This window comes from Dyadobacter sp. CY356 (genome assembly GCF_021440195.1).
Classification (GTDB): Bacteria; Bacteroidota; Bacteroidia; order Cytophagales; family Spirosomataceae; genus Dyadobacter.
Genome location: NZ_JAJTSZ010000002.1, coordinates 266,841 through 280,460, shown reverse-complemented (window position 1 = coordinate 280,460; position 13,620 = coordinate 266,841). Strand labels below are relative to the sequence as shown.

Below are 13,620 nucleotides of genomic sequence, written 5' to 3'. Positions count from 1 at the left end.
ACAATCGGTGGATATTCTGATATTTTTTGGATGAATAATTCTTTCCTATAATCTGCTTATATTATTGAGCAAATAAGCTAATACCTCGTTACTTTTACAAAATAGTAATACAGCGAAAATATTAATATGAATTACCCCTTTATTGCGCAACAAACCAGTATTTCTGAAAAACAAGTTCGTAATACCATACAATTATTTGATGAAGGTGCAACACTTCCTTTTATTTCCAGATACCGGAAAGAGGCGACCGGCGGACTGGATGAAGTGCAGATCGGAGCAATAAAAGATGCTTACCAAAAACAACAGGAAGTTGAAAAACGAAGGGAAGCAATCCTGAAAAATATAGAAGAACAAGGAAAGTTGACTCCGGAGCTTAAAAAACAAATTTCAGGCGTTTTTTCGCTTGTCGAATTGGAGGATCTTTATTTACCCTACAAACAAAAGAGAAAAACCCGCGCTTCCATGGCGATCGAAAAAGGTCTGGAACCGTTGGCTAAGCTGATTTTTGAAGGTCGGGAACCGGATCCTGAAAGAAAGGCATTATCCTATTTGAACGATCAGGTCGAAAGTACGGATGATGCTTTGCAGGGTGCCCGCGATATCATGGCTGAGTGGATCAGTGAAAATCAGGATGCACGTAGTCGCGTTCGATCTGTTTTTCAGCGTAGTGCGGTAATCACTTCAAAAGTCAAAAAAAAGAAAGAGGAAGAAGGTGCAAAGTATCGCGATTACTTTGAATTTTCGGAGCCACTTTCCAGAATTCCCTCGCATCGATTGTTAGCGTTGAGAAGGGGAGAAGAAGAAGGTTTTTTGAGTGTTGATATTTCACCAGACGAAGACCAGGCCCTCAGTAATCTTGACAGGATTTTTGTGAAAGGTTTACCGGGAAGTAAGGATCAGATAGAAACCGCCATTCGTGATAGTTACAAAAGATTGCTCAAACCAGGAATTGAGACAGAATTTACAAATATTTCCAAGGAAAGAGCAGACCAGTATGCTATCCAGATTTTTACTGAAAATCTTCGGCAGTTATTGCTCGCTTCTCCGCTTGGACAAAAAAATGTTCTGGCCATCGATCCGGGTTATCGTACGGGATGCAAGGTTGTAGTTTTGGACAGCCAGGGAAATCTGCTATCGGACAAAGTAATCTATCCATTTGACAAATCCAATGAAGCAAATGCCACTTTATCTGATCTGATTCAGAAATTTAAAATTGAAGCGATAGCTGTTGGTAACGGAACGGCTGGCCGGGAGACAGAAGATTTTGTCAAAAAACTTTTGACCTCAATGAAAATGTCGGATGAGATCGGTTTATTCAGTGTCAGCGAACAGGGTGCATCTATTTATTCAGCGTCGGATGTGGCGCGGGAAGAATTTCCGGATAAGGATGTTACGGTTCGTGGCTCGGTTTCTATCGGCCGCCGTTTGATGGACCCGCTGGCGGAATTAGTAAAAATTGATCCGAAGTCAATTGGCGTTGGCCAGTACCAACACGATGTTGACCAAAAAGCATTGAAGAATGCTTTGGATGTAGTCGTAGAAAGCTGCGTAAATTCCGTAGGCGTAAATCTCAACACGGCAAGTAAGCATTTATTGCGCTATGTTTCGGGTCTGGGACCCGCTCTGGCGCAGAATATCGTGGATTTCAGGTCAAAAAACGGAGATTTCAAATCACGTCAGCAACTTTTAAAAGTGCCAAAGTTAGGAGCAAAAGCTTTTGAGCAAGCCGCCGGGTTTCTTCGTATCGAAAATGGAGCTAATCCATTGGATAATAGTGCAGTACATCCGGAAAGTTATCCAATTGTTGAGCGTATGGCCAAAGATGTTGGTGCTACGGTGAAAGATCTGGTTCAGAAACCGGAATTACGCAAAGAAATCAATCCGTCGAAGTATGTATCTGACGCCGTGGGACTTCCGACGTTAAAAGATATTTTACAGGAACTCGAAAAACCATCTCGCGATCCGAGAACGCCGGTAAAAAAGTTTGAATTTGATAGTTCTGTTAGAAAACCGGATGATCTTCGCGTTGGTATGATACTTCCGGGAATTGTTACCAACATAACTGCTTTTGGTGCTTTTGTAGATATAGGTGTGAAACAGGATGGGCTGGTTCATTTGTCTCAATTGGCCGATCGTTACGTCAAAGATCCAAATGAAGTTGTCAGGCTACAACAAATTGTAACAGTGAAAGTGACGGAGGTTGATTTGGGGAGAAAAAGAATAGCACTTAGTATGAAAGGTGTGAATTGACCAGCAACAATCCAATAGAATTTGTTTATGCTGTCAAAACGATTAAATAGTGATATTTCAAAAATCAGGGCACGGTTTTTACTTTTTGATTAAAACTCAAAACTATATTTTCAGACTTATTTCATGCAAGAATTATATTTTACCCAACAGCTACCCATTTCTCTGGATGAAGCCTGGCAGTTTTTTTCAAATCCTGTAAACCTGAAAGAAATAACGCCGCCACATATGGACTTTGTTGTAACATCGAAACATCATGGAGAACAAATGTACGCTGGACAAATCATCCGTTATACTGTCAAACCGGTTTTGGGAATTCCTTTAAAATGGTGTACAGAAATTACGCACGTAGAAGATAGAAAATATTTTATCGATGAGCAGCGATTTGGCCCCTATGCATTTTGGCACCATCAGCATCATTTCACCGAAGTGGAGGGTGGTGTTTTAATGGAAGATATCTTAAACTACAAAATGCCACTATGGTTCCTGGGTGATATTGTAGATTCTGTTTTTGTCAATAATGAAGTGAAGGGAATTTTTAGTTACAGAAAGAAGATATTGACCGAGCGCTTTGGTTCCTGAAAATTGAATGGCTTTATTAAATGTAAAAAACCAGGTTCGGAATTATTCCCGAAACTGGTTTTTTTATTATATATCAAAAGTTATACTGAACACGGCCGGTAAAAACATTGTCTTTTACATCTTCCGTAAAACCGGCCAAACCTGATTTTTCGTTTTTGACAAAGTCATAATAAAATGTAAATTTCAGAGATTCATTGGCGCGGTAAACATAACCGACTCCAAGCGTATTGTAGCGCAAATCGGCTTTGCTGAAACCTTTCGCTGCGGTTATATCTTTGCCAGAAATTTTTCTGTTGGGATCATACCAGTCATATTTTATCACAATTTCGTGATCAACACTATTGAGATTTTGAAGAAAATAAAAATAAGCTCCGTCAAAACTCCTGGTGTATAAAGGGCCCATTATGCCATTGGTTGCAGGATATGTCCCTGGCGTTTCGCTGCTAAAAGCCGTAGCAGTTTGCTTTCCTGTAATGTATTCTGCCCGAAATTCAGTTTGTCCGCGCTTGTTAGGGATCACAAACTGAACGTCAGCACCGCCATAGTTTCTTGGAGCAGCCTTGCCGAAATTACTTTTAGAACTGTCACGAACCATCTCATACGTGTCGTTTTTTCTATGAACTTTATACAGAACATCAGACTGACTGGTTATCCCGCCGGCATATCCCGAAACAGCAGCAGAAATTAAGACAGGAGAAGCAGGATTGATTTTTTTTGGCTTCATACTAAACCTGGCAATCACATCTTTGTGGCTGTCGTAATCCGTTGGCCCCGACATTCCCTGGCCGTTAAATACGCCAATATCCAGTTTGAAATCCGAAGGATGTCCGTTCTTATCCCGCTTATTTATTGTCAGCATGGCACCAATATCACGCTCCGTTTTCATCAATATTTGTGACATTCTTCCTCTTTCCGGACTTTCACGATTGGCCGAAGATAGGTTTACTTCAAAGCCAAAAGGCCTGGCAAACATTCCAGTTGTCAGAGCAAAAAGTTTGAATTTATTTTCATAAAATCTTCCCCAGAAATCACGGATAGCAACGCCTCTTTCTGTTCCGTCAAACTGAAAAACGAAGTAGGAAGTTGGCTCACCTTTTTCATTTAAATGGGCATAATCAACGCGTAACCTCCCGCGTCTTATCATAAAACGATTGCTGGAAAGTTCAGAAAAATTTCCCCCTGCAAAACTTTCCGCACCTTTTGAATTGGCAAATTGAAACTGAGGCTGAATATAGCCACTGATCCGGACGCGGTTATATCGCTCGTAAATTGATAACATTCCCTTTCCCATCGTATTAGTGGTATCAACCAGATCCATTAAAAAACGCTGCGCTAAGGAGATATTTGGTTTTAATAGAACAAGAAGAAACACAAATCCGAAGATCCATTTTTTTGTTAACTGCAAAATTATTCTTTTTATGGTGTCAGTAATTGATTGAAATTTACCTCAACGCATTGTTTACAAGTTCTTTACGAATTTATACTTTTTGGAAGTATAAATCTTTTGAAACTTTTGTAAAATATTAAAATTATCAATAGTATTAAACTTTTAAAAAGTAAAATATTAAAGAATCTTAAAAAAAGTATTTACAATGTTTGATGTCAGATAAAAAGTACAAAGAACGTCAATAATCGTTTAAGACTTAAATGTGAAGTCCTGTTAAATAAAAAAATTCTATTGACTTTACAGGAAATTAGAATTGTTAAGCGGAAGATTTTAGAAGAGAAGTTCTAAAAAAACAAAGTTAAAAAGCAGTTGAATAATTTTAGAATGAAATAATTACAACTACAATAGAATATGGTCGGGTATTCGCCTGGTTGGCTGCGAAAATTTGCAAGTGATTTTGTTATTTTGCACTCTAACAAAAAAAAGACCGGTATTCCGACTATAAATTGGTTGAAATACCGGTTCAGTTATTTAATGGGATTTTAGTTCAAGGATCTTTTTTAGATGCGTTAACGTTTTCATCCAGTTTTCCTCTGCCGCAATAACTTTGTCATCATCTGCGATATTATCCTGCGTTACCGTTAGGGTAGTTTCGTCATCATATGGAGAGATGTGATAAGTGATAACCGAATAATTATCCTCGAAATCTTCTGTTCCGGATAGGGGACTCCAATAGGTATAACTCAAAACTCTTTGCGGAATTATTTCGATAATTTCTCCTTTATCAACATAAGGTACTCCTTCCCATTCGCCTCTGAAAGTAATCGGAGTATGAAGTTCCCAGGTTGTCAGGGTTTCAGTTCCGTGCATATATTCTTTGATAATTTCCGGGTCAATAAGTGCTTTCCAAACTTCAAGCGGGCTGGAAAATATTGAAATTGACGTGGTGGCTATGAGTTCTCGGTTCATGTTTTACTGAATTTGGTTATAAATTTCTTACAAAATACAAAGAAAAATCATGCCATTCCAGGGCAATTCAAGTTATTATATGATACCAGATACACATAAAAAGGCCCGCAGAAATCTCAACGGGCCTGATCAGGCAAGATTCGGATATGTTCAAATATCCTGCCGAAAAATTCAATATTAAGTCGCTGTCTATGAGCTTATTGAAGTATTTGCCTGGAAAGTTTCAGCTTTATCAGTATCATAATAAAATAGCAAAATCTAAACGATGCCCGATTTTGACAAGACAACAATTGCATTGATAAAAACTATTTTGTTATTGATCAATAAGCGGTTGTGAATCGTTTGTTTATAAACTTTGGGTTTTCCAGTTCATCCACAATGGCCATAGACATATCTTCCACAGAAATCACACTACGGCCATTTTCATCAAAAACGGGACTGTTTTCTCCGATTCTGTAAACGCCTTTACGAATTCCGGCAGTTCCTTGGTGCATCTCAATCGCGGGACTGATCACTGTCCATTCAAGTTCAGTTTCATTTTTTAAAATACCATAATATTCCCGGGCTGCATTTGCGCCTGGTTTGATTTCTTCCGGAAAGCCAGGCGTGTCAATGAGCTGCACACCGGGAGCAACTTCAAGACTGCCAGCGCCGCCTACAACAAAATACCTTTTTACTCCCGATTTCTTTGTAGCAGATTGAATAGCCGCTGATCCTTTAAGAAATTCAGCATAGATATCAGGGTTTGTCCAGCCTGGATTGTATGCGCTTAGCACCACGTCATTTCCGGCCAATAATCCGGACAATTTCTCTTCATCAAATACATCACTTTCCGCTATTTTAAGCTGTGGACTTTCTGCTGTAACTTTCCCGGGACTGCGCACGATTGCGGTAACTTCGTGTCCCCGGTTTATCAATTCTGTCAACAAATGTGAGCCTACAAATCCCGTTGCTCCGATTAATGCTACTTTCATTCTGATCAAATTTTAAGTTTAAAATGATATTACTGTAATGTAATTCATTACAGTTTAGTTTAAAAAAATTAGCCAAATTTTTGAAGGAATTCAGCCAAAGTCATGTTTTCCAAACTTTGCATAAGCACCCTTTCAGAGGCCAGATATAGCTCGTCAAGATGCTCGTTTATTTGCCTTCCAATGTTGCAGGCAGGGTTGGGTTCATTTATGCTTTTTCCCAAAAATTGCTTTTCACGAACTGCCTCATAAATGTCAGCCATGGCAATCAATTCTGCCGGTTTTGCAAGGGTACTACCGCCTGATTTTCCTTCCTTACTTATAACTAATCCATGATTTCGTAAATTGACTAATTCTTTGCGAACCAGAACCGGATTAATATTTATACTGCCTGAGAGGTATTCAGACGAGCAGTATACTCCCGGCTCACTTGCCAGCAAAGTTAGAATGTGAACTGATATGGCAAACTTTCCGTTACTCATACTGTAATTTTTATTATTACAGTACAAAGGTATAGTAATAGATTTGGAATCAAAACATATTCAACGAAAATTTTTGAATATGTTTTGATTTCAGAAATACTACTATCAGCATAATTTAATAAAGCAAATGCTAGCAGTCTCTTTTACCTAACATTTTGATTATTAATTACTCATAGAACAAAATTGTACATATTATATTAATGATACCTATGATAAGATTATAAAATATAATATTATAAATACTTCTTAAATGTATAAAAATATTGAAATGTGAAGTATTTATAATCATATAATTAATATTATATGATTAGTACTTTTAGTAAGTTATAATAGTATAAAAAGTAATTTTCATTTGGTTATTCATGAGCAACGCATATCTTTAAATCCTAAATATTTGCTTGTCTATTACGCGCTAATATAGAATCGACTGCGAAACTATTGTAGGATTTTTCAAAGGATAGCAATACTGTAAAAAATGCAGCGTGAATCAATTGCGAAGGAATGCCACCCCATTCTTCAATCATTGAACTTCCGAAAATAAGTGTGATCATTACCACACCACCGGCGACCAACGTTTGTTTTGTGAAGAGACCAATCAGCAAAAATATACCAACCAATAATTCAGCCATGGGTAGCATGTAGCTGAATGGTGTAACGAGTATTTGTGGTAAAATTGACTTTTCAAATTGACTGACCATCCCGTTGCTGAAAGTATGAAGCTTTGGAAGTCTGACCAGTCCGTGACCGAACATACTCATGCCAACAGAAAGACGAGCGAGAAGAAATGATAATTGTTGTGGTGAAGTCATAAGTATTTTCAGGTTGAGTTTGAGAATTGAAATAGCAAAGTAATAAACTTTGTTCAGGGTTTCGTTTCGACCATATATTTAGAAAAAAAAGTTTTGCAATCCATTACTTCATTTTCGGAAAAATAAAAATCAGGAATATTTTCCGTGACAATACACGTGCATCCCGCATGAAGAGCGGCGTAGTACTGAAGACTATCTTCAAAATCGATAATCGATTTATTTAAGGTAATAGCTGAAACTTCACGGTGTGTAACCGGCGCAGTTTGAATATGGTCCGCAAGAAGTTTTATTTTGACCAATGCAGAACCATTTCCTGATTTCTTTTCAGAAAAGTAATACGTTATTGCTAAACAGACGGCAGAAGTATGAAGCGTAAATCTGGGGTTCCTTGCTAAACTAAGAATGCGAGATGAGTAGGAGAAAAGTGGTTGATTGTTCGCTCTCGATTTTACAGTTTACGATACAAAAACTCTGTCAGGCAGCTTGGGCTAATGCCATTTGAATATTCCTTCGCATCGTTAACAACCTTTTTTTAAAAACTGAATGTGATTTTGCATCCATAATTTTGAAGTTATAAGACAAAATAAATAATGTTTAGGTAAACATCAATGGCACATTTTATTTGTTATTTTAAAACTGTCAACCCGCCTTTATATGTGCTTTTTGTGTATTTGATAACGTAGTAATAGTACCCGCCGGAAATATCATTCGGGCACCAGTCTTTCGATTTATCTTTTGAATAATAAATCTGTTTTCCCCAGCGGTTAAAAATTGTGACATCGTTAAACGCATCGTTACAGCTGCCGATCGGGAGTTCTTGCAAAATCAGACAATCATTTTTTCCGTCTCCGTTGGGCGTGATGACATTCGGCAGATCAATCTCAGATTTTGCTTCGAGATCACTTAAAGAAATTGTTACTGATGTGGTGTCAAGAGAGGCGGTGCAACTCTTGTCTCTGGTAACAAAATCGATTGTAAATGATTGGTTCGTATCGCCACGCATGAGAGAACAATCCGGAAACCACGAAAAATCTGATATCAACTGCCCAATTCCTGTTTTATTTTCGAATGAAATCCCGACAGATTTTAATTCAAAACCTCTTCCCGACGCGGTTAAAGAAATGGTATTCGTATCCGGATCGATGGCTTTGACCTGAAATGAAATACCTCCGGTTGTCACCAGGGTATAACTTACCTCTGGCTGCACGAGTGAGGTTGTTATCGCAGGTGGATGATTTGGAGACTGGTCAATAATAAAATAAATGGTTTTTGACGATTGTAAACCACTTCCGGAACAACGCAGATCTTCTGCGGTAAAATCAACTTTTAATGTGTCTCCTTCAACCGCATTGCAGGGAGGAATCCAGGTAAAACCTGATTGAACCGAAGTTTTACCACTTACCGTTTTAAAGATCATCGATTTTGAAGACAATGTAAAATTTTCTCCGGCCCCGGAAAGGCTTAGGCTATCGGTATCAGAATCATTTCCAAAAACGGTAAAACTGACAGGCGTTCCGGCAGTAACATGCACGTAATCAGTTTGCAGGGATGTTGTCACGACCGGCGCGTTGTTATCGCTGCTGGTACGTCTGATATAAATTACCAGCGTATCCGTCAACGGAACCGGACAGCTCTGATCCTGCGCAATGAGTTCGATACGGATCGGGCGGTTGTCGTAGGTGACAAAACATTCATCGAGGCAGACCTGAAAACGCATGGTATCGTTTGCTACGGTGGTTGTATATTCCAGCGGAAACAGTGAAAAATAATCGGTGGTCTGGTTGATGGCATGTCCCTCAATTTTGATCAGATCATTGATCGTTGGGTCTGTTACCATAACTTCGAAGCAATTAGGATCGCCATCCTTAATTGTGATTATTTGGTTGCTGTTATAAAATGTGCTGCTTCCCTTGGGTTTGAAAAGAATCTGAGGTGCACTCATTTTCGGACAGTCAACAACTTTCAACTGGAAGTCTCTGGTTAATGTTCCGATTTTTACACCATTTCTAAATTCATCTACCTGCACTGCGAAAACATACAGCCCCAGATTTGCTGGCGTTACGGACAGCATACCGGTTTTTGCATCCACCGCCAACGGCTTTGGTCCAGGGATGATATTGGCGGTTGTGATTCCGTCAATCCAGGTTAAAGTCGGATAACTTGATGAGCCAATTGCCTGGACACTGGGCCGGTCCTGAGTTGAATATCCTTGCAGAGGTGTTATGAGCTTATATGACAGGCTGTCACCATCCGCATCTGTTCCGCCAAAATTAAAAAAGAAAGGAGAATTGACGCAGGCATAATCCCCCTGTATAGCCGGGAAAACCGGAGAGGAATTTTTAAAAGCAATATTATTTTTAACGATGGGCGGAAATTCAAGATAAAACAAACTGCCGGCCGTTCCCGGAGATTTTATATTAGTAATTGCACCGTTTCTGCAACATCTGTCCCAGACCAGATAATACCCGCCAGGATCGTTGAAAGCGGAAGATTCGAGCCGAACGTCACTGGAATAAGTGATCATAATTGTTTCGGTCGAAGATATTCCACACTGCGGATTTGCGTAGGTGACGTTTTTTCGTTCTATTTTTGGGGCTGAAACGTAACCAACAGATGCATTGTCACGTTTTCGAAACACGTAAATGTAGACAACGTCATCTTCTGCACCAGGATTTCCATTGAGTGCATCGAAGTACATGGTGAGCCCGATTTTGTAATTGTATGTGCTGTTTTTGTTTTCAGTGATGAAGAGTTGTCCGCCCACAATGTGCGTGGCTCTTGCTTCCAGAATGCATAACAGAAGTACGAAGGATAAAATCAATCGGTTTTTCATAGCAAACGCTTCAGTAGATATTAGGCGATATAATAAGGTTTAGAAATTAAAAAGGAAAAAATGTCAAAGGGTACCAGGTATGAATACGTTGAAATTACTGATTTCGCGGCAGAAGGCAAGTGTATATTTAAATCGGAAGACGGGGTAATTTTCATTGAAGGAGATGTGGCACCAGGCGATATAGTGGACCTGGAAGTGGTGCGGACCAAAAAGAAATTAAAGGAGGCGATTGTCACGAAAATACATTCTTTGTCCAAATTACGGGCGGAGCCTTACTGTCAGCATTTCGGTGTTTGCGGTGGTTGTAAATGGCAGCATATTGCTTACGAACATCAGATTGGTTTTAAAAGACAGCAGGTGGTTGATCATTTTCAACGTATTGGCAAAATTAAAAATGTTGAAATCAATCCAATCCTGGCCGGGCCCAAAACTACATTTTACAGAAATAAACTGGAATTCACGTTTTCCAATTACCGTTGGGTAACGAAGGAACAACTGGATTCGGGTGAGAAATTTTCGAAAAACGCATTAGGTTTTCACGTTCCAAAACGTTTTGATAAAATTTTTACTGTTCAAAAATGCCATTTACAGCCGGATCCTTCCAATGCTTTAAGAAACTCCCTGCACGCATTCGGAGAAGCGCAAGGCATTCCATATTATGATGTTAAATACAATGTTGGAACGCTAAGAAACCTGGTTGTCAGAACGGCAAACACGGGTGATATTATGGTTATCGTCCAGTTTGGTGAGCAAAATGATGAGGCGATTGACCTTGTGATGAATTACATGAAGGACATGCATCCGGAAATTACGTCGCTGAACTATATCGTCAACCTAAAAGGAAATGATTCATATCAGGATCAGGAGGTAATTAATTTTTCGGGAGAAACAACGATTCGTGAGACGATGGAAGATCTTACTTTTCTGGTTGGTCCGAAATCATTTTATCAGACCAATTCTGAACAGGCCTACAATCTGTTTAAGGTGACCAGGGAATATGCAGGATTGACTGGAAATGAATCTGTTTATGATTTGTACACAGGCACAGGAACGATAGCCAATTTTGTTGCCAGACAAGCTAAAAAAGTGGTGGGTGTTGAATATGTTGAAGCAGCAGTTCGTGACGCTAGAATTAATTCTGCCTTGAACAGCATTACCAATACAGAATTTTTTGCCGGTGATATGCGCTGGATCATGAACGAATCCTTTTTGGCAAAACACGGAAGACCAGATGTGATCATTACCGATCCGCCACGTGCAGGAATGGATGTGCCGGTAATAGATACAATTTTGAAAGCTGCGCCGGACAAAGTGGTTTATGTAAGCTGTAACACGGCAACGCAGGCAAGAGATCTTTTGCTTATGTCTGATGATTATGAAGTAACAAAGGTGCAGCCGGTGGATATGTTTCCCAATACGCATCATGTGGAGAATGTTGCGCTTTTACTTCGGAAAGACAGATAGCTATTAATAGAATTTTTTCTATATAGATGCTATTGAAATACGGAGATTATTGTAATAGTCATTGTATTATACCAATAACAAAAAGTCGCCGGAAAGTATATTTCCGGCGACTTTTTGTTTAATATCAACATGAATTTTGGTGAAACTCAGAATGGAGGCTCACTATCCGGACCTTTGTAATCGAAATTACTTAAATCATTGGCGCGGCTGCGAAGTGTTCCGCCCGTAGCAGGATTATTTGTTGCCGGATTATTTCTTCCCTGACTTTCAAAAGAAGAAATTGGATTGGAATTTGTAATCGGACGGTCAACTGAAAATGGAGCAGGTGCAAACTGGGCATCAAGATCGGCGAATTTGGTATACTTACCGATGAATCGCAACTGCACAGTTTCCAGAGATCCAGCCCTGTTTTTTGCAATAATTACCTCACCGACACCGGCTACTGAATTTCCTGTTTCGTCTTCTGTGATACCATAATATTCAGGACGATAAAGGAAGATAACCATATCGGCATCCTGCTCGATAGATCCTGATTCCCTTAAATCTGAAAGCTGAGGCCTTTTTTCTCCACCACGGGTTTCAACAGCACGACTTAGCTGAGACAGTGCGATAACAGGTACATCTAGTTCCTTAGCAAGGTTTTTCAAGGAACGCGAGATCATTGCAATTTCCTGTTCACGGTTACCTGCACCTTTTCCGCCCGTATCACCAGTCATCAGCTGCAAATAGTCAATCACGACCATCTGGATATCATGCTGCGCTTTTAGACGACGGCATTTGGCCCGTAACTCCAGAATGGACAGGGCAGGTGTATCGTCAATATAAATTGGCGCATTGGTCAGCCGGTGGATCCGGTGGTGAAGCTGTTCCCACTCATGCGGCGCAAGACTTCCCTTCCTGATCTTTTCACTGTCAATTTCAGCTTCTGCGGATATCAGACGATTCACCAGCTGAACGGAGGACATTTCCAGAGAGAAGATCGCAACGGCCATATTAAAATCCACAGCAGCATTTCGAAGTGAGGAAACGACAAAGGCCGTTTTTCCCATACCGGGACGAGCTGCCAGGATAACCAATTCTGTTTTTTGCCAGCCAGAAGTAATCCTGTCCAATGCAGAAAAGCCTGAAGGAACACCCGTCAGACCATCTTTATTATTTTTTTTCTGATCAAGTTCTTCCAAAGCCTGACGCATCAGCGAACCCATATCAGAGTAATTTTTCTTGATATTGGATTCCGAGATCTGGAAAAGTGCTTGTTCTGTTTTGTCAAGTAATTTAAAAACGTCCGTTGTATCTTCAAAAGCTTCCTTTTGGATTTCGGAAGAAATCGTGATTAATTCCCTCCTTATGGACGCCTGTGTAATGATCCGGGCATGATACTCAATATTGGCCGCCGAGTTAACTTTTGACGTAAGACCAATGATATAAGATGCTCCACCAATGATCTCAACCTCGCCTGTGCTCCGCAATTTTGAAATTACGGTAAGCATGTCAATTGGCTCAGAATCAGCAAATAAAGTCAGTATCGCCTTGTAAATACGCTGGTGAGAATCTTTATAAAAACTCTCCGGTCTGAGAATGTCAACTACCGCAGTGAGTGCATCTTTTTCAATCATTAAAGCGCCGAGAACTGCTTCTTCAAGATCGGTTGCCTGAGGCGGAAGTTTGCCATAATTCTGGTCAAAACTTTGGGCGCGTGTGTTGACAGATCTTCCGTTGGAAGAACCTGTTTTGTTACCTGTTTTGGTATATTGATTTGGTGCCTTGTCATTTTCCATGTAAGACAAAATTAATCATAAGGCAGCTGTGAGAAAAGGAAGTGTCAACAACTATTTTTTTTTACGGATTATAAAAAGTCCTGGTTAATTGATAATGA

At 39.7% G+C, this 13,620-nt stretch carries 10 protein-coding genes and 1 pseudogene; 3 read left to right on the top strand and 8 right to left on the bottom strand.

The features are described 5' to 3' along the window. Window positions 1-126: 126 nt before the first annotated feature. A complete protein-coding gene (locus tag LXL81_RS07415; RefSeq protein WP_234646092.1) occupies window positions 127-2,250 on the top strand; it encodes a Tex family protein in 2,124 nt (707 codons plus the stop codon). Window positions 2,251-2,373: 123 nt separating this feature from the next. Further along, window positions 2,374-2,829 (top strand): SRPBCC family protein, encoded by a 456-nt coding sequence (locus tag LXL81_RS07410; protein WP_234646091.1) that lies wholly within the window; start codon window positions 2,374-2,376, stop codon window positions 2,827-2,829. Between the two features lie 73 nt (window positions 2,830-2,902). Here LXL81_RS07410 and LXL81_RS07405 read toward each other — a convergent pair whose 3' ends face one another. The 7 genes and pseudogenes from LXL81_RS07405 to LXL81_RS07380 form a co-directional block, all read right to left on the bottom strand. Further along, window positions 2,903-4,234 carry a porin gene (locus tag LXL81_RS07405; RefSeq protein WP_234646090.1) on the bottom strand — a complete coding sequence of 444 codons (1,332 nt, stop codon included), beginning with the start codon at window positions 4,232-4,234 and terminating at the stop codon, window positions 2,903-2,905. A 513-nt stretch (window positions 4,235-4,747) separates the two neighbouring features. Beyond that, window positions 4,748-5,185: an SRPBCC domain-containing protein gene (locus LXL81_RS07400; RefSeq protein ID WP_234646089.1), complete on the bottom strand. Its 438-nt coding sequence runs from the start codon at window positions 5,183-5,185 to the stop codon at window positions 4,748-4,750. A 320-nt stretch (window positions 5,186-5,505) separates the two neighbouring features. After that, a complete protein-coding gene (locus tag LXL81_RS07395; protein ID WP_234646088.1) occupies window positions 5,506-6,159 on the bottom strand; it encodes an NAD(P)-dependent oxidoreductase in 654 nt (217 codons plus the stop codon). A gap of 68 nt (window positions 6,160-6,227) precedes the next feature. Next, complete coding sequence (locus LXL81_RS07390; protein ID WP_234646087.1) at window positions 6,228-6,638, bottom strand: Rrf2 family transcriptional regulator; 411 nt, start codon at window positions 6,636-6,638, stop codon at window positions 6,228-6,230. Window positions 6,639-7,024: 386 nt separating this feature from the next. After that, window positions 7,025-7,447 (bottom strand): DoxX family protein, encoded by a 423-nt coding sequence (locus tag LXL81_RS07385; protein ID WP_234646086.1) that lies wholly within the window; start codon window positions 7,445-7,447, stop codon window positions 7,025-7,027. 53 nt (window positions 7,448-7,500) lie between these two features. Further along, window positions 7,501-7,866 (bottom strand): annotated as a pseudogene (locus LXL81_RS29295) (type II toxin-antitoxin system VapC family toxin); the annotation flags it as partial. Between the two features lie 206 nt (window positions 7,867-8,072). After that, entirely contained in the window at window positions 8,073-10,280 is a 2,208-nt protein-coding gene (locus tag LXL81_RS07380; protein WP_234646085.1) for a gliding motility-associated C-terminal domain-containing protein, read from the bottom strand. Between the two features lie 60 nt (window positions 10,281-10,340). Between LXL81_RS07380 and rlmD the strand changes: the two genes are divergently transcribed. After that, complete coding sequence (gene rlmD, locus LXL81_RS07375; protein WP_234646084.1) at window positions 10,341-11,744, top strand: 23S rRNA (uracil(1939)-C(5))-methyltransferase RlmD; 1,404 nt, start codon at window positions 10,341-10,343, stop codon at window positions 11,742-11,744. A 146-nt stretch (window positions 11,745-11,890) separates the two neighbouring features. On the opposite strand, the gene dnaB is transcribed toward rlmD, so the two are convergent. Then, the gene (gene dnaB / locus LXL81_RS07370; protein ID WP_234646083.1) at window positions 11,891-13,522 is read right to left on the bottom strand and encodes a replicative DNA helicase; all 1,632 of its coding nucleotides are present in this window, start codon (window positions 13,520-13,522) and stop codon (window positions 11,891-11,893) included. Window positions 13,523-13,620 lie beyond the last annotated feature (98 nt).